The following is a 24,482-nucleotide window of genomic DNA, read 5'->3' on the forward strand; positions in this document are numbered from 1 at the left end:
GGGCGCAGTGTAGCGCCCCGGTGCCCAAAAGTCGTTAAGCCGAGGTCAGCGCCGGCGGCGTGCTCGAATCGTCCGGGAGCGCCGGACGCTTGTCGAACACTTCGTCAACCAGACCAAATTCCTTCGCTTCGGCTGCTTCCAGGAAGGTGTCGCGGTCCATCGCACGCTCGATTTCCTCCAGCGGCTTGCCGGTATATTGCGCGTAGAGATTGTTCATGCGGTTCTTGATCCGCTGAATCTCCTTCGCCTGGATCTGGATGTCCGACGCCATGCCCTGGGCGCCGCCCGAAGGCTGGTGGATCATGATCCGCGCGTTGGTCAGCGCAACGCGCATCCCAGGCTCGCCTGCCGCGAGCAGGAAGCTGCCCATCGAAGCGGCTTGACCCATGCACACCGTGCCGACGCGCGGGCGGATGTATTGCATCGTGTCATGGATCGCCATGCCCGCCGTGACGACGCCGCCCGGCGAGTTGATGTACATGAAGATGTCCTTCTTGGGGTTTTCCGACTCCAGGAAGAGCAACTGCGCTGAGATGACCGAGGCCATATGGTCCTCGACCCCACCGGTCACGAAGATGATCCGCTCGCGCAGCAGCCGCGAATAGATGTCGAAGCTGCGCTCGCCGCGGTTGGATTGCTCAATGACGATCGGGACAAGACCGTCATTGATAGGTGCCAGGAAATCGCCAGTGTCGAACGGATTGCGCATAATGAGCCTGTAAGTCCTAAATGCCCCAAAGGACGTGAATGCCGGAAACCCTACATCGGCGCTGGCGGAAGCGAGTTCAAGCCCCCGCCGCTTCGCCGCGCCGCTCCTCGGCACCCGGCGCGCGATGGCCGAGATAAGCAAGCCGCCGCACTTCACGCCGCCCGCGCACCACCGTATCGAGGATCAATCCGGTGAATCCGTTGAGCGCCGACAGGATCGTCAGCCCGGTCACCAGCACCGCCGTCGGCAGACGCGGCACCAGATGCGTGTGCATATAGGTGATGATGAGCGGCACCGCGAGCGCGAACGCTGCCGCAAGCAGCAAGGCCGCGATCACCCCGAAAAACAGCAAGGGCCGCTCGATCCGGTACAGGGTGACGATGGTGCGCGCGATGCGGAAGCCGTCGCGGTACGTGCTGAGCTTGGATTCGGAACCTTCCGGCCGCGCGAAATAGGGCGTTTCGATCTCGCCGACCGGCATCTTGAGTTCGAGCGCATGGACGCTGATCTCGGTCTCGATCTCGAACCCCGAAGACAGCACCGGGAAGCTCTTCACGAAGCGCCGCGAAAAGACGCGGTAGCCAGAGAAGATATCGGTGAAGCTGCGCCCGAACAGTTGCGCGAGCAATCCGGTCATCGCCCGGTTGCCGAGCACGTGCCCGCGCCGATAGGCGGCGCTAACCTGTGTAACGCGGCTGCCGACCACCATGTCGAGCTGTTCGTCGAGCAACCGCGCGACCAGCGCTGGCGCGGCGGTCGCGTCATAGGTCGCGTCGCCATCGGCCATGACATAGACGTCGGCATCGACATCGGCGAACATCCGGCGGACGACATTGCCCTTGCCCTGCATCCGCTCGGTTCGCACGACCGCCCCCGCCGCGCGCGCGACCGCAACGGTGTCGTCGACACTATTGTTGTCATACACGTAGATCGTCGCATCCGGCAACGCGGTGCGGAACCCGGCGACGGTCTGCGCGATCGCGGCGCTTTCGTTATAGCAGGGCAGCAGGACGGCAATGCGCGGTGTCATCGTGTTTCCCTCCCGGTCAGTCACCCCGGACTAGTTCCGGGGTCCACCGGGGGGCGTGCGCCGCCACTGGCACATTTGCCCCACGGTGGATGCCGGAACAAGTCCGGCATGACGGAGAGATTATTCGGCTTTCTTAGCCGCGGCCTTCTTGGCAGCTGGCTTCTTGGCGGGTGCCTCGGCAGCAGCCTCCTCGGCCGGTGCCGCTTCCGCCGCCTTCTTCGCGGGAGCCTTCTTGGTCGCCGCCTTCTTCACGGGCTCGGCTTCGACAAGCTCATCGCCGGGCATGGCAGGCTCGATATCGGCTGCTTCCATTTCCTTCGCCTCGTCGGTCGAAGCCTTTGCGGACTTCTTCGCCGCGGGCTTGGCGGCAGCCTTCTTGCCCTTCGGCTTGTGGTTCTCATGGTCGTGCGTGTGCGTGCCGGTCGAGAAGCCTTCTTCGCTCTCGATCGCGGCTTCCAGTTCCTCGCGCGTTACTTCGCGGTCGGTGATGTCGGCCTTAGCGAAGAGCCAGTCGACGACCTTGTCCTCATACAGAGGCGCGCGCAGCTGGGCGGCCGCCATCGGCTCCTGCTGGATGTACTGGATGAAGCGCTGGCGATCCTCCGGGCCGTATTGCTGCGCGGCCTGGGCAATCAGCCGGTTCATTTCCTGGCTGGTGACTTCGACGCCGTTAGCCTGGCCGATCTCGCTCAGCAAAAGCCCCAGGCGCACGCGGCGCTCGGCGATCTTGCGGTAATCGTCGCGCTCGGCTTCCATTTCAGCCAGCGCCGCGGCGGGATCTTCCTCATGCGTCGCTTCATGCTGAAGCTGCTGCCAGATCTGCTCGAATTCGGCCTCGACCATCGACGGCGGCACTTCGAAATCATGCCCCTCGGCCAGTTGGTCGAGCAGCTTGCGCTTCATGTGCGTGCGCGTCAGGCCGTTGAGCTCCTGCTCAATCTGGCCCTTGAGCAGGCCGGTCAGCTGCTCCAGGCTTTCGAGGCCGAGCGAGGTCGCCAGTTCGTCGTCGATCTTGGTCTCGCCTGCGGTCTTCACCGCGGTGATCTTCAGGTCGAAGGTCGCGGCCTTACCGGCCAGTTCCTTGGCCTGATAATCCTCCGGGAAAGTGACGTTGATCTGGCGCTCTTCGCCGGTCTTCACGCCGACCACCTGATCTTCGAAACCGGGGATCAAGCGACCCGTGCCGAGCTCGACCGACATGTCGGTGCCAGTGCCCCCATCGAACGCGACATCGCCGACCTTGCCGACGAAATCCATGACGACCAGATCGCCGATCTTCGCCTTGTACGCCGCCTTGGCGTCTTCCCAACGCTTCTGCTGGTCAGCAAACTTCTTGAGCTGCTCGTTCACGACCGCCTCGTCGGCGGGGACGGTCAGCCGCTCGAGCTTCAGCGCGTCGATCGCCGGGGTCGGCACGTCGGGGAGCACTTCGAGCTCGACCGTCACATCGGCATCCTTGCCGAGTTCATAGCCGTCATCGAGGCGAACCGAGGGCTGCAGCGCGGGGCGCAGCTTCTGCTCGGCGATCAGGCTCTGAATGCCTTCCTGGATCGAGCTGTTGAGTGCGTCCTGCATCAGCGCCTCGCCGTGCATCTTGCGCACGAGGTTGGCGGGCACCTTGCCAGGGCGGAAGCCAGGCATACGGACCGTCGGGGCGACGCGCTTCAGTTCGGCATCGACGCGCGAATCGATATCCTTCGCGGTGATTTTCAAGGTGTAGGCGCGCTTCAGGCCTTCGTTCAACGTCTCGACAGTCTGCATTTCAGATCTCACGCCTTGTTCGGGAATAGTGTGCAGTCTCCAGCGCGGAATCGCGCGAGAGACTGGTGCGGGCGAAGGGACTCGAACCCCCACATCTTGCGATGGCAGGACCTAAACCTGCTGCGTCTACCAGTTCCGCCACGCCCGCATCGGACACCGTCGGTGTGGGGGGCGTCTATACCAGCGATGCGCGGCGGAGCAAGCGCCTTGCGTGCGGTGGCGATTAGCGTGCAACCGGGCGCAGTGCGGTGCGTTTGATGCACTAGAGGAGAGACGACATGGCAACCACCCCACCGACCGAACTGCCACCGGTTCCCAGCGAACCAGGCCAGCCCGACCCCGTACCCACCGAATTGCCCAGCCCGACACCTGACGTCGACTTCCCCGACGGCACGCCGCAGGGTGACCCGAGCCAGCCGGTCGACAGCGGCATGACCGGGGATTTCGCGTGACCGGTCACGCGGAGCGCCCCGACGCTGGCAAAGACCCTCGCAGCGACATCCAGCAGGCAGTCGAAGCGCGCAAGGATGCTGTCGAGCGCGGGGAAGGTGGTGACGAGCCAGAAGTGTTCACCTCGCCGGGGATCGCCGATGGCGTTGGCGGAACGGGCGGCGTGGTGAAAAATCAGGAGGATGACGCGCAGTAGGCCTGGGCCCCGCAGCTTGCCAGCCAAGCTAAAATGACAATTGCAACTAAGTGCCCCTCGGATTAGCGTTAGCGAAAATCCGGGGGGATCGTGTGATGTGGGATGTATTTGCGGCGGCTGCGCTCGCCTTGGTGTCACCCGCAGACACGCAGACGGTTGATGGAGGCTCGGCCGAGCGGTGCGAGCTTCATGTCTGGCCAGGATCGGGCCTCAGTTCAATTTACAGTGGCTGGTTTCACGGCGGTATCGTCAATGGCGCGGTCACCGGGCGTGACGGCTATCCTACGGTACCGACGGAACCCATCGATACCGTCAATCAAGTGGAACTTCTAAAAGCCGCGAAGCTGAACATTCTCATTCAGCAACCAAACTCGCGCGTCATTTATCATGACGTCGCATTGCCAAGTCGCACGATCCGGACGGCGACGACCCGCATCGATCCGTCGACCGCGCCCTGCTACGCCGAATTCATCGTCGATGATGTCTTTTTCCAGCAGGACATAGTCAACGGGAGTTTTTTGAAGGTTCTGTTTCGGTATCGTGCATTCGGAACGGGCGCGACGCCTGACAAGACCTTCGGAACGTGGGTGAAAACGCGGTTGCTGCTGCTGCCGCCAAAACCCGACACCGATATGGCCGCGGCGGCGACCGAGGTGCGCTCGGCATTTTCCAATAACGTAAAATTGTTCGCCGCCGCGCTGCTCAAGCCAGCTAAGAACAAGCGCTGATGCGACCGTATCGTGTTGCGGGCCTGCCGCTCGGCCGTCGGCGCACAGCGCTTGTTTCGAGCATCGCAGCGGTGCTTCTTGTGGCACCTGTCGCCGGTCACGCTCAACTTGCGACGGCGGGACAGACAGAATCGCCTGGCTCCTGCGAGCTGCACATCTGGCCTGCCGACGGAATGCTCGCTGTCCGACAGCGCGCGTTAGACTCGAGAGGGTCGTCCGGCGTCCTTGAAGGCATTCTGAAGCGGACCCAGCAAGCCACCGCAGACCGCCGTGACGCGCAAGTGGCCACGGCGTTGAAGGAAAAGGTCGCGGTACCGCTCTCGCCCCCGCAACAGATTGCCACCCTCAAGCAATTGCCACTGAACGCATCGCTCGGTATCGCCGCGTATCGGCCGATTGTGCACGAAGTGCCGCTTACGAGCCGGGAAATCCGAACAATTACCACGCGCTATGATCCCGCGCCGACGGCGCGGTGCTATGCCGATTTGGTTGTCGATGATCTTGTATATTCCCGGGAATATGCCCGCGGTCGAAAGCTAAAAGCGTTCGTGCGATATCGCGATTTTGGCGCGACGGACCGACCGATACGAAGCTTCGCGACGTTGGTCGAAACCAAGCTCGAGATTTTCTCGCTGGATCCGCTGGTGACGACGGATGCCGCGAACGCTGAACTGGTCAACGCGTTCGCGCGCAATCTTCAGACCTTCGCAGCGATCGTTGCGAAGCAGACGCCCCATCCTCAATCCTCTATCACCGGCAAGGAGTAATCTAATGTTTTCTATTCGGTCGTTCGTCGCTGCGGCAGCCACCGGCGTGGCTGCGTCGGTATCGGGGCAGGCAATGGCGCAAACTGCACCGTGCGAACTGCACATTTGGCCGGCGGAGCGCATGAACTCCGTGACGACCGGATTGCTTGGCGGCGGCCTGCTCGACGCCGCGCTGCACAGTGGAAAGGACGCGAGCAACAAGGCACAAATGGCGAGCGCGCTCGACAGCCCGTCCCAACTGGACGCCTTGCAGTCGCTGAAGCTTGTGGAGTTGCTCAACCGCCCCGCTGGAACGGTAATCGTGCGCCACGAACAACCGCTCGAACGCAAGACGATGAACAAGATCAAGACACGCCGCTCGGATTCGACCGCCGCGTGCTATTCGGAACTGATCGTTGCGGACGTATTTTACCAAAAAGCGGCAATCTACGGACGCTCGCTGCGGACGCTGTTCATGCTGCGCGATTTCGGCAATGACCAGAAGATCGACTATGAATACAAGGCATGGGGCGGCAACGGCCTAAAGCTGTTTCCCGCGAAGGAAGGCGAAGACGCCATCGCAGCGCTCAATGAGCTCGTGTCGGTCTTTAACAAGAACTTCGAGGAATATGCCAACAACGCCCGCAAGGCGATGGCAACCAAGACTAGCTGATCGAGACGCGAGGGAGCCGGACGTCGGATCCGGCTCCCTCGGTTAACACCGTTTACGCGTGCCCGGTTGGCGAAAGTTCGCCCGCAAACCGATCACCCCAGCGCCTTCTTAAGCACATCATTCACCACGCCCGGATTGGCCTTGCCGCCCATCGCCTTCATCGTCTGACCGACGAAGAAGCCGAAGAGCTTGTCCTTGCCGCCGCGATATTCGGCGACCTTGTCGGCATTGGCGGCCATCACTTCCGTGATCACGCGTTCGATTTCGCCGGTGTCACTGGTCTGCTTGAGACCTTTCTCTTCGACGATCGCAGCGGCCCCCTGCCCGGTTTCGAGCATAATCTCGAACACCTGCTTGGCCAGCGTATTGGACAGCGTGCCATCCGCAACCAGGCCGAGCAGCTCGGCCGCCTGCGCGGGGCTGACCGGTGACGTCTCGATATCCTTGCCGGTGCGGTTGAGCGCGCCGAACAGTTCCGACGTCGTCCAATTGGCCGCGGCAACCGGTGCAGCCCCAGCCTCGAGCAGCGCATCGAACCAGCGCGCCGCCTCGACCTCCGCCGTCAGCACGGAGGCCGCGTAGGCCGTGATGCCCTGCGCCTCATAGCGCCGCCGCTTAGCATCCGGCAGCTCGGGCAGCGACGCACGGCATTCCTCCAGAAACGCCCCGTCGAGTTCCAGCGGCAACAGATCAGGATCGGGGAAGTAGCGGTAATCGTGCGCATCTTCCTTCGATCGCATCGACCGGGTCTCGTTGCGATCGGGGTCGTAGAGCCGCGTTTCCTGGACGATCTTGCCGCCGCTCTCGATCACTTCGATCTGGCGCTTGGCTTCCTGTTCAACCACCGCCATGACGAAACGCACCGAATTGACGTTCTTCGTCTCGGTCCGCGTGCCGAGCGGCTCGCCGGGCTTGCGCACGCTGACGTTCACGTCGGCGCGCATCGATCCCTGATCCATATTGCCATCGCACGACCCGACATAACGCAGGATCGAGCGCAGCTTCGCCAGATACGCGCCTGCCTCGGCCGGAGAAGTCAGATCGGGCTTGCTGACGATTTCCATCAGCGCCACGCCGCAGCGGTTGAGGTCGACATAGGAGCGTGTCGGATGCTGATCGTGCATCAACTTGCCCGCATCCTGTTCGACATGGATGCGCTCGACGCCGATCCGCTTGCCGTGCGCATCGGGGTTCTTGTCGTCGAGGCTGATGTCGATATGCCCCTCGCCCACGATCGGGTGATAGAGCTGGCTGATCTGATACCCCTGGGGCAGATCGGCGTAGAAATAATTCTTCCGGTCGAAGCGCGACCATGTGTTGATCTGCGCATCGATCGCCATGCCGGTGCGCACCGCCTGACGGATGCACTCGCGGTTCGGCACGGGCAGCATCCCCGGCATCGCGGCGTCGATCAGCGACACTTGCGTGTTGGGCTCCGCCCCGAACGCGGTGGCGGCACCGGAAAAAAGCTTGGCGTTAGAAGTCACCTGCGCATGGACTTCGAGGCCGACCACGACCTCCCAATCGCCGGTTTCGCCGCGGATGGTGTATTTGGTGTCCGTCATGACCTACTTTCCGTTCGGGCTGAGCTTGTCTAAGCCCTGCCCGTCTTTGCCCGAAGTGAAATACAGCCCTTCGACAAGCTCAGGGCGAACGGTGGACTGTGTCACCACCACCGCTCCGCCCGCGCCACGAAGCCCGCGCGTTCCTCCAGCGCCAGCCCCGCGTTGAGCACGCTTTGCTCGTCCAGCGCCTTGCCGATGATCTGCAGCCCGAGCGGCAGCCCCTGCCCGTCGAGCCCGCCCGGCACGGACATCGCAGGCAGCCCGGCGAGTGACGACGGCACGGTGAACACGTCGTTCAAATACATCGCAATTGGGTCCGCCGACTTTTCCCCCAGCGCGAACGCCGCCGAAGGCGCGGTCGGGGTAAGCAGCACATCGCACTTCGCCCAGGCCTGTTCGAAATCGCGCGCGATCAGCGTGCGGACCTTCGACGCCTGTGTAAAGTATGCATCGTAAAAACCTGCCGACAGGACATAAGTCCCGATCATGATGCGGCGCTTCACTTCGTTTCCGAAGCCCGCCGCGCGGGTCGCAGCATACATGTCCTGCAAGCCCGCGCCTTCGGGCAGATCGCGCATCCCGTAGCGGACGCCGTCATAACGCGCGAGGTTCGACGACGCTTCGGCCGGCGCGATGATGTAATAGGCCGGCAGCGCATATTTGGTGTGCGGCAACGAAACTTCGACGATCTCGGCCCCGGCGTCCTTCAGCCAGTCGATCCCCTGCTGCCACAACGCCTCGATCTCAGGCGGCATGTTATCGACGCGATATTCCTTGGGAATACCGACGCGCTTGCCCTTGAGATCGCTCGACAATCCGGCTTCCCACTGCGGCACCGACAAATCGAGCGAGGTTGCGTCCTTGGCGTCGAACCCGGCCATCGCCTCCAGCATGATCGCGCAATCGCGCACGTCTCGCGCCATCGGCCCGGCCTGATCGAGCGACGAGGCGAACGCAATCGTCCCCCAGCGCGAGCAGCGGCCGTAGGTCGGCTTGATTCCAGAAATGCCGGTAAAGGCGGCGGGCTGGCGGATCGATCCGCCGGTATCGGTGCCGGTCGCCGCTGGGCACAGCCGCGCGGCAATCGCCGAGGACGAACCGCCCGAAGAGCCACCCGGCGCGAGCGGCGCGTTACCGCCGTCACTGCGCCGCCACGGCGAAATCACGTTGCCGAATGCGGAGGTCTCGTTCGACGATCCCATCGCGAACTGGTCGAGGTTGAGCTTGCCCAACATCCCCGCGCCCGCATCCCACAAATTGGCCGAGACGGTCGATTCATATTGCGGGACGAACCCTTCCAGGATGCCGCTGGCAGCAGTGGTCGGCACACCCTTGGTGCAGAACAGATCCTTCATGCCGATCGGCACGCCGGCGAGCGGTTTCAGCGTCTCGCCCGCCGCGCGCGCGGCATCGGCGGCATCGGCGGCGGCAAGCGCATGGTCGGGTGTCTCGACCAGAAACGCGTTGAGCGCCTTGGCCTTGGACACGTTGGCGATGAAGCCCTCGGCCACTTCGCGGGCGGAAAAGCTACCGGCGCGCACGCCGTCACGGATGGCGGCAACGCCGAGATCGGTCAGGTCGGTCATTATTCGATCACCTTCGGCACGGTGAAGAAGCCGTGCTCGCCCTGCGGCGCGTTGGCGAGGACCGCGTCGCGGATATTGCCGCCGGTCAACGGATCGGCGTTCACGACATCGTCGCGCAGCCGGAGATGGTTGGGGATCACCGCCGTCATCGGCGCGACGTCGGTCGTATCGACCTCGCCCAATTGCTCGATCCAGCCCATGATGTTGTCGAGCTCCGGCGCGATCCGCGCGGCCTCTTCCTCGGTGATGGCGATGCGGGCTAGGCTCGCGATCTTCGTTACGGTTGCGATGGTGACTGGCATGAAGTGCGGCTAGCAGAGCGAGCGCCGCGCGCGCAACCTCTTCGCGACCGGATTGGCGATTGCCAGCGGCGCGCTGCTGCGGCAACGACCGTTGCAAACGGAGTTCATCGGCACGTGGCGCGCAAGTTCATCTATTTCGTAGCGGTCATGATCGTCCTGGCGATCGCAGGTGGCTTTGCCTATGCGATTTGGGGCACCGAGCTGATCAAGCTGGCGACGGTGCCGACGGGGCAATTCGAGGCGCTGCCCACGCAGCGGGCCGCCGCCTATAAAGACGTTCGGATGTGGCTGGCTCGGCCTGACAAACCGGGCAATCCGGCGCTGTGGACTCCACCGGGCTACAAACCCGCCCCGGCACCGCCGGCGGCCGTGTTCTTTATCCACCCGACATCGTATCTCGCCCGCACGCACTGGAATGCTCCGCTGGACGATCCCGAAGCGAATCCCCGCGCGGAACTATTTCTGCGCGCACAGGCAAGCGCGTTCAACGAGGTCGGCGCGATCTGGGCGCCGCGCTATCGCCAGGCGGCGTTCGGCGCGTTTCTGACGATCAAGCCAGAGGCGGCAAAGGCGCTGGACTTGGCCTATGGCGATGTCGCGGCCGCGTTCGATGCCTTCGTTGCGCAGGCCGGTGATCGCCCGATCATTCTGGCCGGCCACAGCCAGGGGGCGCTGCATCTGTTGCGGCTGTTGCGCGAGAAGATTGCAGGCAAGCCGATCGCTCAACGCGTCGTGGCCGCTTATGTCGTCGGCTGGCCTGTATCGCGGAGCGTCGATCTGCCCACGCTGGGTGTGCCCGAATGCAAGGCGGCCGATCAGGCCAACTGCCTTCTGTCGTGGCAAAGTTTCGCCGAACCCGCGGATCCCGCGCTGGTGCTTGACGCGTATGATGCGAGCAGCGGTGTGGACGGCAAACCACGTCGCGGCACGCCGATGGTCTGTACCAACCCGCTGACCGGTACGCCCAACGCCGCCGCGCCCGCCACCGCCAACCTCGGCACGTTGTTCCCCACTACGGACCTCGCCAGCGCCACGATCGAACCGAAGCGCGTCCCCGCCCGCTGCGACCCGCGCGGACTGCTGCTGATCGGCGAGGCGCCGGACCTTGGCAGCTACGTTCTGCCGGGCAACAATTACCACGTCTATGACTACAGCCTGTTCTGGGCCAACGTTCGCACCGATGCCGCCCGGCGTCTGGCCGCGTTTGCGCGCAAATGATCCGCACCCAAGCCCCGCTCGCCCTGAGCCTGTCGAAGGGCGCCTCTCCGCACTGTAGCCGGTCGAGTGTGGAGAGCGGTGCTTCGACAGGCTCAGTACGAACAGGGAAGGCCACATGATCACGACCGACCGCGCCGAATTTCGCACGGCCCTGCCGTCCGGCGGGCGGCTGATCGGGCTGGACGTGGGCACAAAGACGATCGGCACCGCGCTGTGCGATGCCGGGTGGAGCTTCGCCTCCCCCGCCCTGCTGATTCGCCGCACCAAGTTTCAAAAGGATAAGCTCGCGCTCGCCGAGCTGATCGCTGCGCAACAGGTGAAGGGCATCGTGATCGGCCTGCCGCTGAACCTGAGCGACGGCAGCGAAAGCCCGCGCAGCCAGTCGAGCCGGGCATTTGCGCGCAACATGGCGGACCTTGGCCTGCCGATCTTCCTGCAGGACGAACGTTGGTCGACTGTTGCGGTCACTCGCACGCTGATCGAACAGGATGCCAGCCGCGCCAAACGCGCCGAACTGGTCGACAAAATGGCCGCCGCCTACATCTTGCAGGGCGCAATCGACGCGTTGGTGGCGGCGTAGGACGGGACTACGGGCGCGCTTTCGCAGATGCGGGGATAGAGATCGCGCTCCTCACGCGCGATCCGCCGCCGCAGCGCTGCCATCATCTTGCGGGTCGCTTCCCCAAACCCCGGCCAGTCCGCCTCAACCCGGTCGATCGGCCAGGCAGCCGTGTAGACCTTATAGGCTTCGCCGAGATCGCCCATCTCTTCCGCAAAGCGTTTCGCCACCGTCCTTGTTTCCGGCCGTGCAAGCAATCGCGGGTACAAAACCTTGTCCTCCTTCGCGAGGTGGACCATCAGGACGTGGGTCAAGCGCCAGCGTAAGCTGGACAAGTCCTTGCCAGGCGACACCGCATCGACTTCGACAAGAAGTTTGTTGGCGAGTGCCTCAAGCTCTTCATGTTCCTTGGACAATGTGTCGCGGTTCAACACGGGCTTACTCCCCAGCGGCTCCGACAGGCACTTTGCGAGAGCGAATCAGACTTTAGAATGAGGCTCTTACCGAAGTCTTATTGGCACCCTCCGGGATCACCGCAGCAGACGCTGAAGCGCGACCTTGCCACCCCGCGCGCCGCTCGTTAGGGCAGCGTCTCGATGCAACCCTCCGATCATCGCCCCGCCTCGCTGATCCCGGGCCGCGCCGTTTTTCCGCATCGGCATCTGACCGGGATCGACGGACTGCAGCCGCACGAAATCCTGTTTCTGCTGGATGAAGCCGATGGCTGGGTCGCCGCGAACCGGACGCGCGCGATTGCCGACAAGCGGCTCGGCGGGCTCACCGTGATCAACGCTTTCTTCGAAAATTCGACGCGGACGCTGCTGTCGTTCGAAATCGCCGGCAAGCGGCTGGGTGCGGACGTGGTCAACATGCACGCCGCGCAAAGCTCGGTAAAAAAAGGCGAAACGCTGATCGACACCGCGATGACGATCAACGCGATGCGCGCCGATGCGATCGTGATCCGGCACATGAGCTCGGGCGCGGTGCGGCTGATCGCCGACAAGGTCGATTGTCCGGTGCTGAACGCAGGCGACGGGCAGCATGAGCACCCCACGCAAGCCCTGCTCGATGCGCTCACGATCCGCCGCCGCCGCGGCCGGATCGAGGGGCAGCGCGTGGTGATTTGCGGCGATCTGCTGCACAGCCGCGTGGCGCGCTCGAACATCCTGGCGCTTACCGCGCTCGCCGCTGAAGTCCGCGTGTGCGCGCCCGCGACGTTGATGCCAGCCGGGATCGAACGGATGGGCGTCACGCCCTTCACCGATTTCGACAAGGCGCTGGAGGGGGCCGACGTGGTCATGATGCTGCGGCTGCAGAACGAACGAATGAGCGGCGGTTTCATCCCATCGAACCGGGAATTCCACCTTCGCTACGGCCTGACGCTCAAGCGGCTGGAACGCGCCGCGCCCGATGCGCTGGTGATGCACCCGGGTCCGATGAACCGCGGAGTCGAAATCAATTCGAACGTGGCGGATCACGCGCGCTCGGCGGTGACCGAGCAAGTCGAGATGGGTGTCGCGGTGCGCATGGCGTGCCTCGACGTGCTGACGCGCCGGTCGCGCGGGGTGGCGGGCTGGGCATGAGCCGGATGCTGGCCTTTACCGACGCGACGCTTGTCTGCCCGGTGGCAGGCGAATCGCGCGGCGGCGTATTGGTCGCGGACGATCGCATCGTCGCAACCGGCGTAATCGAGATCCCCGAGGGCGCGGAGGTGATCGCGTGCGGCGGCGCGATGCTCACGCCCGCGATCGTCGATCTCGGCGTATTTGCGATCGACGTGCCGGCCTTTCATGCCGGGGGCATCGTCCGCGTCGGTCTGATGCCCGATCAGTCGCCCGTGCTCGATGATCCCGGCGTCGTACAACGCGCCGCGCTGATCGGCCGACCGGGCCTTTGGATTCACCCGATCGCCGCCGCCACGCGCGGGCTTGCGGGCAAGGACCTCGCCGAAATGGCGATCAACCGCGATGCCGGCGCACGCGCGATCGGCACCGGCGCTGGTTGGATCGCCGATTCGGGCCTGATGCGCAAAGTGCTGGCCTATGCCGGGGACCTGGGACTAGCGGTGATCGCGCACGCCGAGGATGCCGGGATCACTGCGGGCGCGGTCGCAACCGCGGGCGAGACGGCGACGCGTATGGGCCTGCCCTCGGCACCGTCGGTGGCCGAGGCGCTCGCCATCGCACGCGATCTGATGCTGGCGGAGGACACCGGGGCTGCACTGCACATCCGCCAGGTGACGACGGCGGCCGGTTTCGATCTGGTCCGCGCGGCCAAGCGACGCGGCGTTCGCGTCACGTGCGGCATCACGCCCGCGCATCTGTTCCTGTCCGACATCGCGATGAGCGATTTCCGCACGTTCGCGCATCTCTCCCCGCCATTGCGCAGCGAAAGCGACCGGCAGGCCGCGCGTGCCGCGATTGCCGATGGGACGATCGACATACTCTGTTCCGGGCACGATCCGCACGGTCCGGAGGAAAAGCGCTTGCCCTTTGCCAATTCGGCATCGGGTATGGCGGGAGCGGAGACTTTACTCGCGCTCGGTCTCGGCCTGGTGCGCGATGAGACGATCGACCTGCAGCGGCTGTTCACGCTGCTCGCCGCCAATCCGGCCAAGGTGCTGGGCGTCGAGGCGGGAACACTCACCCCCGGCGCACCGGCCGATCTGTTGCTGTTCGATCGCGATGCGCCGTGGCAGATCGATGGCGAGCGGTTTCATGCGCGTGCCGGCAACACGCCGTTCGACGGGTTGCCGGTTCAGGGCAAGGTGCTGCGCCTGTTCAAGGGCGGCACCGCCCTCCCCTTGCCGTCGCGGGATTAACGCGAAGCGAGTTCGCGGCCTTTGGCCCACATCGCGACCTGATCGCCTGCGCCCGCGCGAACGAAGCAGGTTCCACCCTTGGCGCGATAGGTCTTGCACAAGGCGACCGCGTCGGGCCGCGCAAACCCGCCGACCGACAAGCGATAGAAGGTCTTGCCCGCCGACGTGACGTTCATGCCCTGCGGCGTATGGCCGGCGAACGCAGCGTTGCGGCGCGTCACGCGGCCCCACGCATCGCGCGCGACACCGGCATTATCGAACGCGCCAAGCTGGACGTAGAAATTGCCCTTGGCTGCAACGTGCTGTTGCGGCGCGACAGGAGCAATCTTCGCGAGCACCGCCCGCGAAATTGCAAGTTTACGGACTCCGCGCACATCCGGCGCAGACGTTGGCAACGCCTGGACCACTTCCTTGCGCTCGGCAAAAACGACGCCAGCGATGCTAGGCCCGACCGGCGCGGCTTGCGCCTCAGGTGCGGCGGCAACTTCGACCGGGGCAGGCGCCGCTTCGACCTTGCCGGGCATATAGGTATCGATCGGCTCCGCCGCCGCCATCGCCGGCGCGGCAGCCTGCGGCGCGTTGAGCGCGAGCGCGACCGGACGACCCGGATCGATCGATGGCGTCACGCCGAGCAGACTAGCGACTTGATCCGACGCCGATTTCGGCTGCGCGAAATTGGCCCATTCCAGAATGCGCTTGTCGGCATCGACCGGCGCGAGATCGACCGCGACGACAGTGCGCGCTTCGCGCCAGCGTCCGGCAAGGGCCAGGCTCAGCGCGAAATTCTGCCGCAGCGTTGCATCCGCATCGGCGGCGCGCGCTGCGGGTGCGAGCAGTTCAACCGCCGCCACCGGATCGCCGGTGAGCGCAATCGCCAGGCCACGGTCGGCAACCGCAATCGTATCGGCGTGCGAATTGAGTGTCTTGCGCGCGCCCGCCCAATCCCCGGTCGCGATCTGCGCCAGCGCATAGTTGAGCGCGGCTTTACCATTTGCGGAATCTAGCGACAGTGCATCGGCATAGGCATCGCGCGCCGAGGCGAAACGGCCAGCCTTCAAATAGCTTTGCCCGAGCATCATGCGATACGCGGCGACTTGAGGCTGGTTGGCGACGGCGGCTTCCGCATGGCGGATCGCCGAGCCGATTTGGCGCTGCGCCAGCGCTGCCTGTGCCGCTTTCGCCTCGCTCGCGCCCTTCTTCTCGGCGCGCGATTGCTCGCGAGCACTTGCCGCGGCGATCGTCGAAGTCGCAACCGCGCCGACCGTGCCGGCGAGTGCAAGAACGGACAGGCCCAGGGTAAGCGGGCCGAAAGTGATGGCGGAGCGGGTCTTCATCATGTCTCTCCCTCGGGGGGCGTTCAGCGCGTCGGCCGCGTCGGGATCTGGCGGACCAGATCGTCGACTTCGGGCAGCGATTGCAGGAATTGGTCGAGCGCCGCAGTCACCAGCGCCTGGGCCGAGGCGTTATGCAGCGCACTCGCCAGCCGCAGCCGCAGATGGCGGTCATGGTCGAGCCGCAGCGTGAACGCGGATTTCGGCTGCTTCTTCGTGTGCTTCTTGTTGGTCTCGCGGCCGATGCGCGCTGCAGTCGCAACCGAGATCGGCTTGATCGTAGTCGGAGCAGGCGCCGTCACCGCGACGGGCGCTGGCTCGGCTTCGGGCTCTGGCTCGCGAAACGCGGGCGTCGGCGCTGGCATTGCAAATTCCTCGCGCAGCACTTCGCGCTGCACCAGCACCGGCGGAACCGGGGCATAGACCGGCTGCTGCACCTCTTCGACATGATGGCCCATGTCATTCCAGCCGAGATCGTCCTGCGCCTCATGTCCCGCACCGGGGAAAGCGCCGAAGCCGCCGAAGCCCTGCGGGCGCATTGCGGGCTTTGCCTGACCCTTGCGTGCGAGCAAGGTCGAGGACAGCGATGCGAGGGGTTTGGGTTGACCGAACATGCTCATCTCAGCTCACCACCCGGCGACCGAAGCCACCGCCTGCCGAAGGACGCTGCGCGCCGTACCCGTTGACCGCAGTCGGTGCGGCGAAGACGGTACGACGGAAATTCTTCTCCAGTCGATCGGAGATGTAGGTCCACAGATCGCGTACTTCCTGTGCCGACTTGCTGTTGCCATCGACCTCCATGACGGTGCGACCATCGATCATCGATGCGGCGAAATCGGTGCGGTGATGGATCGTGATCGGCGCGACCGTGCCGTGCTGCGATAGCGCGACGGCGGCCTCCGACGTGATCTTCGCCTTGGGCGTCGCGCCGTTGACGACGAACAGCAACGGCTTGCCCGCGCGTTCGCACAGATCGACCGTGGCGCCGACGGCGCGCAGATCGTGCGGGCTCGGGCGGGTCGGGATGACGATCAGTTCGGCGACTGCGATCACGCTCTGGATCGCCATCGTGATGGCGGGCGGCGTGTCGATCATCGCGAGGCGGAAGCCCTGCTGGCGCAGAATTTCCAGGTCGGCGGCAAGCCGTGCGACGGTCGTCTGGGCGAACGCCGGATACTCCGCGCTCCGCTCATTCCACCAATCCGACAGCGACCCTTGCGGATCGATGTCGATCAGCACCACCGGCCCGGCCCCGGCAAGCTGTGCCTGCACGGCGAGATGCCCGGACAAGGTGGTCTTGCCCGAACCGCCTTTTTGAGATGCCATCGCGAGAACGCGCATGTTGCCCCTTTGAAACCCGCTATTCCAGCCCTCGAAATGCCATGACAGGGGTCAAGGAAAGGTTAACGCACGCGCCATGCTCATGCTTTCGGATGAGGATCGATAACGATTTGTTTGCCAAACCTTGCGTAAGCGGCATTGTCGGGTGGCAGACACGGGGCGGGACGGGATTAAGACGATGCAAAGCCGTGCAGTATTTGGCGTAATCGCCGCGATTGGTGGATTGGCAATGGGGGCGGTCCCTGCCCTTGCCGATGTGAAGCAAGGCGTCGATGCCTATAGTCGCGGCGAGTATCGCAAGGCGATCGAGGAATGGCGCCCCGCCGCAAATGCGGGCGACGCCGATGCGCAGTTCAACATGGGGCAGGCCTATACGCTCGGGCGCGGCGTACCGGTCGATCTGCCGATGGCGACGAGCTGGTTCCGCAAGGCCGCGCTGCAAGGCCATTTCGAGGCGGAGACCAAATATGGGCTGGTGCTGTTCGATCAGGGCAAGCACAGCGAGGCGGCCCCCTGGCTCGAAAAGGCCGCGAAGCGCGGCGAACCGCGGGCCGAACTGGTGCTCGGCACGATGCTGTTCAACGGCGATGGCGTGGAGAAGGATTGGCCGCGCGCCTACGCATTCCTGGTCCGCTCCGCTGCGGCCGGGATGCCCAATGCTTCCGAAGTGCAAGCGAAGATGGACACGATGATCCCGATCGATCAGCGCCAGCGCGGCCTGGAACTTGCGCGGCAATACGAAGCCGCGGCGCAGCAGCCGCCATTGCCAAGCGAGCTTTCGGGGCAAAGCAATGTCGCCACGGTCCGCCGAACCGATCTGCCGCCGTCGAGCTATGATCCGAGCGTCGAGCGCAAGCCCGAGGTCATCGCGATGCGGCCCGAACGGCCATTACCTAAGCCGCGCGCGGTGCCGCAGCCGGTAGCCGCCGCTGTCAGCACCCCAGTCGCCCAGCCCGCTGGACGCGGCGGCTGGCGCCTGCAGCTCGGCGCCTTCGGAGACTCCGGCAACGCGCGCAAACTCGGCGGCCAAGTGGCTGGGCGCTTCCCCGGCGCAAGCGTTACCTACGTAAAGGCGGGAGCGCTGACCCGCGTCATGGTCGGGCCGTATGGATCGCGCGGAGCGGCGCTTGCTGCTTGCGGCTCGGTAAAACCCTGCGTGCCGGTGAGCGACTAACCCGCAAAGGATCAGTACGTATGCGCATAACTGACCGCGCGGACGCCTACCCCGGGCTCCTGCCTAGATAAGACAAAACGCGTTGGAGAAGCAAAGCACAGCGCTCCCTGGCCCGCTCGCTGTCACCCAGGGCGGTGCGATCGAGAAGCGTGAAGTGCCGCACGACCGACCCGACCGGAAATTGTTTCCAGCTCAGGTCGATCCAGTCGGCTTGCGCACCTGTTCCGCGCACATTCCAGAAATGCTGTTCGACGCTGGCCCCGGTCCAGACCTCGCCCTTGGCGATCTCATACTCGGGATAGAACCACTGAACCACGCGGGACGTGGGATAGCATTGGCCATAGGCCGGATTGCCGGGGCGCGTCGCACCTTGATAGGATGTCAGCGCGTCCCAGGAGGCGTCCAGCGCCGACGCCAGGGTTGGTAGATCAACCGCTCCGATCGATCCGGAATTTCCGGTCAAAAGATCTGGTCGCTGTTCCATCACTGATCGATCGCTCAAGGTGCACACCGCCGTAAGAGGGCGGACACGCTCGAATCAGCCTTTCGGCGTCACCCACACCGTTACCGGCGCGACGAACTTGCCCGGTGCAGGTTTCCCGACTTCGACGCGGTCGGCGGTCACCAGCTCGCCGCTTTCCAGATTGAAGGAAACCCACGGTTTCGGCATCCGGCCAAAGGTGAATCGTTGAATCGGCTGACCGGTTACGGTGTTGATGATCGTCGCTGTGATACCCATGCCGGGGCCATAGCGGCGGCCCCTCGCGCTTGTCCACTCACCGAGTCACGACGCACTAACATCGCATTACGGTGCTCCTTGCGCGGCTTAGCCCAGCACCCACTGCGCCCGTGTAATCCCTTGCGCGTACAGCAACGCCGACAAATCGCCATGATCGATCCGCGCGGCAGCGGCAGCGGCGACGATCGGCTTGGCGTGATAGGCGACACCCAACCCAGCGGCCTTGATCATCGCCAGATCGTTCGCGCCGTCGCCGACCGCGAGCGTTTGCTCGGGCAAAAGGCCGAGTTCCGCACTTGCCGCGAGCAGGGTGTGCAGCTTGGTGTCGGAGCCGACGATCGGTTTGGCGACCGCACCCGTCAGCTTCCCGTCTGCAATCTCCAGCCGGTTGGCAATCGCGCGGTGGAAACCGACCTTCGCCGCGACAGGCTCTGCAAAGCGCGTGAAGCCGCCCGACACAAGGATCGCCGTCGCACCGCGCGCGCGCATCGTGCGCACCAGCACCTCGGCACCGGGCATGATCTTGACCCGCTCCGCCAGGCACCGTTCGATCACCGCCTCATCCAGGCCGGCGAGCAGTGCCACCCGCGCATCGAGCGCGCCTTCGAAATCAAGTTCACCCCGCATCGCAGCTTCGGTGATCTCCGCGATCTGCGGCTTGATCCCGGCGTAATCGGCCAGCTCGTCAATGCATTCGACCGTGATCATCGTCGAATCCATGTCGGCGATCAGCAACTTCTTCTCGCGCTCGGCCTGGGCCTGCACCACGATGTCGACGCCCGGGAACGCACCTTCGAGCGCAGCGCGCGCAGCATCCTGGCCTGAGCCGAACCGGATATCCGCCGCTTTGCCCTCGTCGATCCAGCCCTGCACGTTCGGCGCACACCCTGCCGCCGCGAGACGATCCATCGCCGCCGAAATATCGCCTGCGCTCAGGTGATCCGATGCTATCAGCGTCGCAATGAACAAGGCTTCCCTCCCCAAAGTGGCGCTCATCGCAGGGCCGACCGCCAGCGGCAAGTCCGCGCTCGCCTGTGCCGTGGCGGAAAAGCATGACGGCGTTGTGATCAATGCCGATTCTGCGCAAGTCTACCGCGACCTGCGCGTGCTGACCGCGCGCCCCTCGCCAGCGGATGAAGCGTGCGTCCCGCACCGGCTATTCGGCCATATCGACGGCACGGAGAGCTATTCCGCCGCGCGCTGGGCGGATGAGGCGCGGGCCGCAATCGACGCCGCCCACGCAGCGGGCAAGCTCCCCGTGCTGGTCGGTGGCACCGGACTCTATATGCGTACGCTGCTCGACGGCATCGCTCCCGTGCCCGAGATCGACCCGGCGATCCGAGCCGACGTCCGCGCGCTCCCGGTGGCGGAGGCGCACGCGACGCTCGCGAAGCTCGATCCCGCCGCCGCCGCACGCCTCGCGCCCGCCGACACGACCCGCGTCGCCCGCGCGCTGGAGGTCGTGCGTTCGACCGGGCGGACGCTGCACGACTGGCAAGCGGCAAAAACTGGCGGGATCGGAGATCGCATATCGCTCGCCGCGCTCATCCTGCTGCCCGATCGCGACTGGCTGATGGCGCGCTGCGACGCCCGTTGCGCTGCAATGTTCGCGGACGGCGCGCTCGACGAAGTCCGCGCGCTGCTCACCCGCGCCGACATCCCACTCTCGGCCCCGATCCGCCGCGCGATCGGCGTGCCCGACATCGCCGCGCTGCTGGCGGGGGAAACTACACCAGCCCAGGCACTTGAACGCACCCGCCTGGCCACCCGCCAATATGCCAAGCGCCAATATACCTGGTTCCGCAACCAACCCCCGCCGAACTGGCAGCGGCTTGGCGCGACAGAAACAAACGATCGAGTTTCACGGATAGACATATTATTACACGATTAGCGCTTGACGCGCATATTTCGTTTCTCTAGCAGCGCCGCTCCAACGCTGCTAAAGCCCGCAGCGCCAAGGCATTGCCAAGGGAGACGAGACGTGACCGAGAAAAGCGGAGCAGACATCCTGATCGAGGCGCTGTGCGACCTCGGCGTGGAAGTCATCTTCGGCTATCCCGGCGGCGCGGTTCTGCCGATTTACGACGCGCTGTTTCGTTCGGGGAAGATCAAGCACATCCTCGTCCGCCACGAACAGGCCGCAACGCACGCTGCCGAGGGCTATGCCCGTTCGACCGGCAAGTGCGGCGTGGTGCTCGTCACGTCAGGCCCTGGCGCGACCAACGCCGTCACCGGCATCACCGATGCGTTGATGGATTCGATCCCGATGGTCGTCATCACCGGCCAGGTGCCGACCGCGCTGATCGGCACGGATGCATTCCAGGAGGCCGACACCGTCGGCATCACGCGCCACTGCACCAAGCACAATTATCTGGTGAAGGACCCCGCGCGGCTCGGCGAGACGATCCACGAGGCGTTCCACATCGCCACCTCGGGCCGCCCCGGCCCGGTCGTGATCGACATCCCCAAGGACGTTCAGGTCGCGACCGCACGCTACAGCAAGCCCGGCCCGATCCGCCACAAGACCTACCGCCCGCAGATCAAGGCCGACCAGCCGAGCATCGAGGCGGCGATGGACATGCTCGCGGCCGCCGAACGCCCGATCCTCTATACCGGCGGTGGCATCATCAATGCCGGGCCGGCGGCGAGCCAGTTGCTGCGCGAACTCGCGCGGATCAGCGGGGCGCCGGTCACCTCGACGCTGATGGGCCTGGGCGCCTATCCCGCGAGCGGCGAGCAATGGCTCGGTATGCTCGGGATGCACGGCACTTACGAAGCCAATATGGCGATGAACAAGGCCGACCTCATCCTATGCCTTGGCGCGCGCTTCGATGATCGCGTCACCGGGCGATTGGATGCCTTTTCGCCCTTCAGCCGCAAAATCCACGTCGATATCGATCGCTCGAGCATCAACAAGAACGTCCGGGTCGATCTCGCGATCGTCGCCGATGTCGGCCATGCGCTCGAGGATATGGTCCGCGTGTTCAAGGCGCGGCGGCATCCCAAGCCGGACCTCAACGAATGGTGGCGGATGATCGCGGGCTGGCGCGCGGTGAAGAGCCTCGATTTCGCCGAGGGTGGTGAGGAAATCATGCCACAACGCGCGATCCGCGCACTGTGGGAGGCGACGCACAAGCGCAATCCGATCATCACCACCGAAGTCGGCCAGCATCAGATGTGGGCGGCACAGCATTTCGGCTTCGAAGGCCCGAACAAATGGCTGACCAGCGGCGGTCTCGGCACGATGGGCTACGGCCTGCCCGCCGCGATCGGCGCGCAGCTCGGCAACCCGCGCGCGCTGGTCATCGACATCGCCGGTGAAGCCTCGATCCAGATGAACATCCAGGAGCTGGCGACCGCGACGCAATATCGCCTGCCAGTCAAGATCTTCATCCTCAACAACGAATATATGGGCATGGTGCGCCAGTGGCAGCAGCTGACCTATGCCAGCCGCTATGCCGAGAGCTACAGCGACGCCCTGCCCGATTTCGTGAAGCTGGGTGAGGCTTACGGCTGGAAGGGCATCCGCATCGAGAAGCTCGACGAACTCGACGACGGCATCGCCGCGATGCTCGACCATGACGGCCCGGTGATTGTCGATTGCCGCGTCGCGAAGCTCGCCAACTGCTTCCCGATGATCCCGAGCGGAGCCGCTCATACCGACATGATCCTGCAATCGAGCGAAGTCTCGGGCGAGATGGACGACGAAGCGAAGGCGCTGGTGTGATGGACTATCCTGTCTTGCTCCCCTCCCTGGAAGGGAGGGGCTGGGGGTGGGTCGGCTCGTTATCGAACGCAGCGCCCGCCCCACACCAACCCACCCCCGCCCCCTCCCTTCCAGGGAGGGGAGGAAAGTAGCCATGCACATCACCACCGCCCCCGCCTCGCGCCACACGCTTGCCGTGATGGTCGACAACGAACCCGGCATCCTCGCGCGGATCGCGGGGCTGTTCACCGCGCGCGGCTACAATATCGAGAGCCTGACTGTGTCGGACGTCACCGCCGACAAGGCGGTCAGCCGCATCACCATCGTCACCTCGGCCAGCGACGCGACGATGGAGCAGATCCTCGCGCAGCTCGACCGGTTGGTACCGGTGCATTCGGTCACCGATCTCACCGCGCTCGGGCCTCACGTTGAGCGCGAACTGGCGCTGCTAAAGGTCGCGGGCACGGGCGATCACCGGATCGAGGCGCTGCGCCTCGCCGACGTGTACCGCGCGCGCGTGGTCGACGCGACGACCAGCAGCTTCGTGTTCGAAGTGACGGGGGGCCGCGAGAAGATCGACACTTTCATCACGCTGATGCGCGAAGTCGGTTTGATCGAAGTCGCCCGCACCGGCATCGTCGCGATCGCGCGGGGGAATTCCGGCGTCTGAAATTTCCCTCTCCCTTTGGGAGAGGGAGGGAGCCGCAAAGCGGCGGAAGGGTGAGGGCAGTACCGCCCCTGCCCTCAACAACTTCGACTAGGCAGCGAGCTGCCAAGTCTTCGTATCCTCTCCCACGGGGAGAGGGAAAGGAAGGGACCTACAATGCGCGTTTATTACGATGCCGATGCCGATCTGAACCTCATCAGCAACAAGAAGATCGCCATCATCGGCTATGGCAGCCAGGGCCATGCCCACGCCCAGAACCTGCGCGACAGCGGCGTGAAGGATGTCGCGATCGCGTTGCGCGAAGGCTCGGCCACCGCGCAGAAGGCGTATGCTGCGGGGTTCCAGGTCAAGACTAACAAGGAAGCCGCCGCCTGGGCCGACATCATCATGATGCTCGCTCCCGATGAGCATCAGGCCGCAATTTATGCCGCCGACCTGCACGATCATATGAAGCAGGGCGCGGCGCTCGCCTTCGCGCACGGCCTGAACGTGCATTTTGGCCTGATCGAGCCGCGCGCCGATCTCGACGTCATCATGATCGCGCCGAAAGGCCCCGGCCACACTGTGCGCAGCGAATATGTAAAGGGCGGCGGCGTGCCGTGCCTGATCGCAGTCGACAAGGATGTCAGCGGCAACGCGCATGACGTGGCGCTCGCTTATGCCAGCGGCGTGGGCGGCGGGCGCAGCGGCATCATCGAGACCAACTTCCGCGAAGAATGCGAAACCGATTTGTTCGGCGAGCAGGCCGTGCTGTGCGGCGGCATCACCCACCTCATCCAGGCCGGGTTCGAGACCTTGGTCGAGGCGGGCTATGCCCCCGAAATGGCCTATTTCGAATGCCTCCACGAAACCAAGCTGATCGTCGATCTGCTGTATGAAGGGGGCATCGCCAACATGCGCTATTCGATCAGCAACACCGCCGAATATGGCGACATCACCACCGGCCCACGCATCATCACGCCCGAGACCAAGGCCGAGATGAAGCGCGTCCTCGCCGACATTCAGGGCGGCCGCTTCGTGAAGAACTTCGTGCTCGACAATCGCGCCGGCCAGCCCGAGCTGAAAGCCGCACGCAAAGCCGCCGCCGCACATCCGATCGAGAAGGTCGGTGCGGAACTGCGTGCGATGATGCCGTGGATCGGCGCGAACAAACTGGTCGATCAGACCAAGAACTGATCAC

General features: G+C 64.6%; 27 protein-coding genes and 1 tRNA gene. 14 read left to right on the top strand and 14 right to left on the bottom strand.

The window, feature by feature from the left end; genetic code table 11:
- Positions 1-34: 34 nt before the first annotated feature.
- The 4 genes from AB5I39_RS00180 to AB5I39_RS00195 all read right to left on the bottom strand — a co-directional run bounded on the left by AB5I39_RS00180 (position 35) and on the right by AB5I39_RS00195 (position 3,648).
- Positions 35-709, bottom strand: coding sequence for an ATP-dependent Clp protease proteolytic subunit (locus tag AB5I39_RS00180; protein WP_404369782.1), 675 nt, complete (start codon positions 707-709; stop codon positions 35-37).
- 76 nt (positions 710-785) lie between these two features.
- Positions 786-1,739 carry a glycosyltransferase family 2 protein gene (locus AB5I39_RS00185; protein WP_404369784.1) on the bottom strand — a complete coding sequence of 318 codons (954 nt, stop codon included), beginning with the start codon at positions 1,737-1,739 and terminating at the stop codon, positions 786-788.
- 120 nt (positions 1,740-1,859) lie between these two features.
- Positions 1,860-3,500 (bottom strand): trigger factor, encoded by a 1,641-nt coding sequence (tig, locus tag AB5I39_RS00190; RefSeq protein ID WP_404369785.1) that lies wholly within the window; start codon positions 3,498-3,500, stop codon positions 1,860-1,862.
- A 63-nt stretch (positions 3,501-3,563) separates the two neighbouring features.
- Positions 3,564-3,648: transfer RNA gene (locus AB5I39_RS00195), tRNA-Leu, on the bottom strand.
- 130 nt (positions 3,649-3,778) lie between these two features.
- On the opposite strand from AB5I39_RS00195, the gene AB5I39_RS00200 reads away from it, so the two are divergent.
- The 5 genes from AB5I39_RS00200 (at position 3,779) to AB5I39_RS00220 (ending at position 6,293) form a co-directional block, all read left to right on the top strand.
- Positions 3,779-3,952, top strand: coding sequence for a hypothetical protein (locus AB5I39_RS00200; RefSeq protein WP_404369787.1), 174 nt, complete (start codon positions 3,779-3,781; stop codon positions 3,950-3,952).
- On the top strand, positions 3,949-4,146 hold the full coding sequence (locus AB5I39_RS00205) for a hypothetical protein (protein WP_404369789.1): 198 nt from the start codon (positions 3,949-3,951) through the stop codon (positions 4,144-4,146). The genes AB5I39_RS00200 and AB5I39_RS00205 overlap by 4 nt, the downstream gene beginning before the upstream one ends.
- 95 nt (positions 4,147-4,241) lie before the next feature.
- Entirely contained in the window at positions 4,242-4,874 is a 633-nt protein-coding gene (locus AB5I39_RS00210; protein WP_404369791.1) for a hypothetical protein, read from the top strand.
- On the top strand, positions 4,874-5,641 hold the full coding sequence (locus AB5I39_RS00215; protein ID WP_404369793.1) for a hypothetical protein: 768 nt from the start codon (positions 4,874-4,876) through the stop codon (positions 5,639-5,641). The genes AB5I39_RS00210 and AB5I39_RS00215 overlap by 1 nt, the downstream gene beginning before the upstream one ends.
- Positions 5,642-5,645: 4 nt before the next feature.
- Positions 5,646-6,293, top strand: coding sequence for a hypothetical protein (locus tag AB5I39_RS00220; RefSeq protein WP_404369795.1), 648 nt, complete (start codon positions 5,646-5,648; stop codon positions 6,291-6,293).
- Positions 6,294-6,385: 92 nt separating this feature from the next.
- Here AB5I39_RS00220 and gatB read toward each other — a convergent pair whose 3' ends face one another.
- From gatB to gatC, 3 genes are all read right to left on the bottom strand, one after another.
- Complete coding sequence (gatB, locus tag AB5I39_RS00225) at positions 6,386-7,858, bottom strand: Asp-tRNA(Asn)/Glu-tRNA(Gln) amidotransferase subunit GatB (RefSeq protein WP_404369796.1); 1,473 nt, start codon at positions 7,856-7,858, stop codon at positions 6,386-6,388.
- Between the two features lie 101 nt (positions 7,859-7,959).
- Positions 7,960-9,444: an Asp-tRNA(Asn)/Glu-tRNA(Gln) amidotransferase subunit GatA gene (gatA, locus tag AB5I39_RS00230; protein WP_404369798.1), complete on the bottom strand. Its 1,485-nt coding sequence runs from the start codon at positions 9,442-9,444 to the stop codon at positions 7,960-7,962.
- Positions 9,444-9,746 (bottom strand): Asp-tRNA(Asn)/Glu-tRNA(Gln) amidotransferase subunit GatC, encoded by a 303-nt coding sequence (gatC, locus tag AB5I39_RS00235; RefSeq protein ID WP_404369800.1) that lies wholly within the window; start codon positions 9,744-9,746, stop codon positions 9,444-9,446. The genes gatA and gatC overlap by 1 nt, the downstream gene beginning before the upstream one ends.
- A 114-nt stretch (positions 9,747-9,860) precedes the next feature.
- Between gatC and AB5I39_RS00240 the strand changes: the two genes are divergently transcribed.
- Together AB5I39_RS00240 and ruvX are read left to right on the top strand one after the other, a co-directional pair.
- A complete protein-coding gene (locus tag AB5I39_RS00240) occupies positions 9,861-10,964 on the top strand; it encodes a DUF3089 domain-containing protein (RefSeq protein ID WP_404369801.1) in 1,104 nt (367 codons plus the stop codon).
- Between the two features lie 115 nt (positions 10,965-11,079).
- Positions 11,080-11,544, top strand: a complete 465-nt coding sequence (gene ruvX / locus AB5I39_RS00245; protein WP_404369803.1) for a Holliday junction resolvase RuvX — start codon at positions 11,080-11,082, stop codon at positions 11,542-11,544.
- Here ruvX and AB5I39_RS00250 read toward each other — a convergent pair.
- Positions 11,502-11,957, bottom strand: coding sequence for a hemerythrin domain-containing protein (locus AB5I39_RS00250; RefSeq protein ID WP_404369805.1), 456 nt, complete (start codon positions 11,955-11,957; stop codon positions 11,502-11,504). The two genes, ruvX and AB5I39_RS00250, sit on opposite strands and share 43 nt — an antisense overlap.
- A 162-nt stretch (positions 11,958-12,119) precedes the next feature.
- Here AB5I39_RS00250 and AB5I39_RS00255 point away from each other — a divergent pair, with 162 nt between their 5' ends.
- Both AB5I39_RS00255 and AB5I39_RS00260 read left to right on the top strand, forming a co-directional pair.
- Complete coding sequence (locus AB5I39_RS00255; protein WP_404369807.1) at positions 12,120-13,106, top strand: aspartate carbamoyltransferase catalytic subunit; 987 nt, start codon at positions 12,120-12,122, stop codon at positions 13,104-13,106.
- Complete coding sequence (locus AB5I39_RS00260) at positions 13,103-14,344, top strand: dihydroorotase family protein (protein ID WP_404373931.1); 1,242 nt, start codon at positions 13,103-13,105, stop codon at positions 14,342-14,344. Before AB5I39_RS00255 ends, AB5I39_RS00260 begins: the two co-directional genes overlap by 4 nt.
- Here the strand turns inward: AB5I39_RS00260 and AB5I39_RS00265 are convergent.
- Genes AB5I39_RS00265 through AB5I39_RS00275 form a run of 3 tightly spaced genes read right to left on the bottom strand, consistent with a single transcriptional unit; the run spans position 14,341 to position 17,016 of the window.
- Positions 14,341-15,678 carry a tetratricopeptide repeat protein gene (locus AB5I39_RS00265; RefSeq protein WP_404369808.1) on the bottom strand — a complete coding sequence of 446 codons (1,338 nt, stop codon included), beginning with the start codon at positions 15,676-15,678 and terminating at the stop codon, positions 14,341-14,343. The two genes, AB5I39_RS00260 and AB5I39_RS00265, sit on opposite strands and share 4 nt — an antisense overlap.
- A 23-nt stretch (positions 15,679-15,701) precedes the next feature.
- Positions 15,702-16,295 carry a hypothetical protein gene (locus tag AB5I39_RS00270; protein ID WP_404369810.1) on the bottom strand — a complete coding sequence of 198 codons (594 nt, stop codon included), beginning with the start codon at positions 16,293-16,295 and terminating at the stop codon, positions 15,702-15,704.
- 1 nt (position 16,296) lies between these two features.
- Positions 16,297-17,016, bottom strand: coding sequence for an AAA family ATPase (locus AB5I39_RS00275; protein WP_404369811.1), 720 nt, complete (start codon positions 17,014-17,016; stop codon positions 16,297-16,299).
- Positions 17,017-17,194: 178 nt separating this feature from the next.
- Between AB5I39_RS00275 and AB5I39_RS00280 the strand changes: the two genes are divergently transcribed.
- Positions 17,195-18,190 carry an SPOR domain-containing protein gene (locus AB5I39_RS00280; RefSeq protein WP_404369813.1) on the top strand — a complete coding sequence of 332 codons (996 nt, stop codon included), beginning with the start codon at positions 17,195-17,197 and terminating at the stop codon, positions 18,188-18,190.
- Positions 18,191-18,236: 46 nt separating this feature from the next.
- Here AB5I39_RS00280 and AB5I39_RS00285 read toward each other — a convergent pair whose 3' ends face one another.
- The 3 genes from AB5I39_RS00285 to serB form a co-directional block, all read right to left on the bottom strand.
- A complete protein-coding gene (locus tag AB5I39_RS00285) occupies positions 18,237-18,674 on the bottom strand; it encodes a hypothetical protein (RefSeq protein WP_404369814.1) in 438 nt (145 codons plus the stop codon).
- Positions 18,675-18,728: 54 nt separating this feature from the next.
- The gene (locus AB5I39_RS00290) at positions 18,729-18,929 is read right to left on the bottom strand and encodes a hypothetical protein (protein ID WP_176495959.1); all 201 of its coding nucleotides are present in this window, start codon (positions 18,927-18,929) and stop codon (positions 18,729-18,731) included.
- 87 nt (positions 18,930-19,016) lie between these two features.
- On the bottom strand, positions 19,017-19,898 hold the full coding sequence (gene serB, locus AB5I39_RS00295; protein WP_404369816.1) for a phosphoserine phosphatase SerB: 882 nt from the start codon (positions 19,896-19,898) through the stop codon (positions 19,017-19,019).
- On the opposite strand from serB, the gene miaA reads away from it, so the two are divergent.
- The 4 genes from miaA (at position 19,891) to ilvC (ending at position 24,478) form a co-directional block, all read left to right on the top strand.
- Positions 19,891-20,820, top strand: a complete 930-nt coding sequence (miaA, locus tag AB5I39_RS00300; protein ID WP_404369818.1) for a tRNA (adenosine(37)-N6)-dimethylallyltransferase MiaA — start codon at positions 19,891-19,893, stop codon at positions 20,818-20,820. The two genes, serB and miaA, sit on opposite strands and share 8 nt — an antisense overlap.
- A 90-nt stretch (positions 20,821-20,910) precedes the next feature.
- Positions 20,911-22,656: an acetolactate synthase 3 large subunit gene (locus tag AB5I39_RS00305; RefSeq protein ID WP_404369820.1), complete on the top strand. Its 1,746-nt coding sequence runs from the start codon at positions 20,911-20,913 to the stop codon at positions 22,654-22,656.
- Between the two features lie 133 nt (positions 22,657-22,789).
- Positions 22,790-23,305, top strand: coding sequence for an acetolactate synthase small subunit (gene ilvN / locus AB5I39_RS00310; protein WP_404369822.1), 516 nt, complete (start codon positions 22,790-22,792; stop codon positions 23,303-23,305).
- Between the two features lie 153 nt (positions 23,306-23,458).
- Positions 23,459-24,478, top strand: a complete 1,020-nt coding sequence (ilvC, locus tag AB5I39_RS00315) for a ketol-acid reductoisomerase (protein WP_404369824.1) — start codon at positions 23,459-23,461, stop codon at positions 24,476-24,478.
- Positions 24,479-24,482 lie beyond the last annotated feature (4 nt).

Origin of the sequence: Sphingomonas sp. MMS24-J45 (assembly GCF_044881195.1) — a bacterium.
Lineage (GTDB): Bacteria > Pseudomonadota > Alphaproteobacteria > Sphingomonadales > Sphingomonadaceae > Sphingomonas.

Excerpts from the sequence above, each read along its gene's own strand:
- AB5I39_RS00265 (WP_404369808.1), bottom strand. The coding sequence starts at position 15,678 with ATGAAGACCCGCTCCGCCATCACTTTCGGCCCGCTTACCCTGGGCCTG.
- gatC (WP_404369800.1), bottom strand. The coding sequence starts at position 9,746 with ATGCCAGTCACCATCGCAACCGTAACGAAGATCGCGAGCCTAGCCCGC.
- AB5I39_RS00185 (WP_404369784.1), bottom strand. The coding sequence starts at position 1,739 with ATGACACCGCGCATTGCCGTCCTGCTGCCCTGCTATAACGAAAGCGCC.
- AB5I39_RS00215 (WP_404369793.1), top strand. The coding sequence starts at position 4,874 with ATGCGACCGTATCGTGTTGCGGGCCTGCCGCTCGGCCGTCGGCGCACA.
- gatB (WP_404369796.1), bottom strand. The coding sequence starts at position 7,858 with ATGACGGACACCAAATACACCATCCGCGGCGAAACCGGCGATTGGGAG.
- AB5I39_RS00220 (WP_404369795.1), top strand. The coding sequence starts at position 5,646 with ATGTTTTCTATTCGGTCGTTCGTCGCTGCGGCAGCCACCGGCGTGGCT.
- miaA (WP_404369818.1), top strand. The coding sequence starts at position 19,891 with ATGAACAAGGCTTCCCTCCCCAAAGTGGCGCTCATCGCAGGGCCGACC.
- tig (WP_404369785.1), bottom strand. The coding sequence starts at position 3,500 with ATGCAGACTGTCGAGACGTTGAACGAAGGCCTGAAGCGCGCCTACACC.
- AB5I39_RS00210 (WP_404369791.1), top strand. The coding sequence starts at position 4,242 with ATGTGGGATGTATTTGCGGCGGCTGCGCTCGCCTTGGTGTCACCCGCA.
- AB5I39_RS00285 (WP_404369814.1), bottom strand. The coding sequence starts at position 18,674 with ATGGAACAGCGACCAGATCTTTTGACCGGAAATTCCGGATCGATCGGA.
- AB5I39_RS00260 (WP_404373931.1), top strand. The coding sequence starts at position 13,103 with ATGAGCCGGATGCTGGCCTTTACCGACGCGACGCTTGTCTGCCCGGTG.
- AB5I39_RS00180 (WP_404369782.1), bottom strand. The coding sequence starts at position 709 with ATGCGCAATCCGTTCGACACTGGCGATTTCCTGGCACCTATCAATGAC.
- AB5I39_RS00255 (WP_404369807.1), top strand. The coding sequence starts at position 12,120 with ATGCAACCCTCCGATCATCGCCCCGCCTCGCTGATCCCGGGCCGCGCC.
- ruvX (WP_404369803.1), top strand. The coding sequence starts at position 11,080 with ATGATCACGACCGACCGCGCCGAATTTCGCACGGCCCTGCCGTCCGGC.
- AB5I39_RS00270 (WP_404369810.1), bottom strand. The coding sequence starts at position 16,295 with ATGAGCATGTTCGGTCAACCCAAACCCCTCGCATCGCTGTCCTCGACC.
- ilvN (WP_404369822.1), top strand. The coding sequence starts at position 22,790 with ATGCACATCACCACCGCCCCCGCCTCGCGCCACACGCTTGCCGTGATG.
- AB5I39_RS00290 (WP_176495959.1), bottom strand. The coding sequence starts at position 18,929 with ATGGGTATCACAGCGACGATCATCAACACCGTAACCGGTCAGCCGATT.
- ilvC (WP_404369824.1), top strand. The coding sequence starts at position 23,459 with ATGCGCGTTTATTACGATGCCGATGCCGATCTGAACCTCATCAGCAAC.
- AB5I39_RS00200 (WP_404369787.1), top strand. The coding sequence starts at position 3,779 with ATGGCAACCACCCCACCGACCGAACTGCCACCGGTTCCCAGCGAACCA.
- AB5I39_RS00280 (WP_404369813.1), top strand. The coding sequence starts at position 17,195 with ATGCAAAGCCGTGCAGTATTTGGCGTAATCGCCGCGATTGGTGGATTG.
- AB5I39_RS00275 (WP_404369811.1), bottom strand. The coding sequence starts at position 17,016 with ATGCGCGTTCTCGCGATGGCATCTCAAAAAGGCGGTTCGGGCAAGACC.
- gatA (WP_404369798.1), bottom strand. The coding sequence starts at position 9,444 with ATGACCGACCTGACCGATCTCGGCGTTGCCGCCATCCGTGACGGCGTG.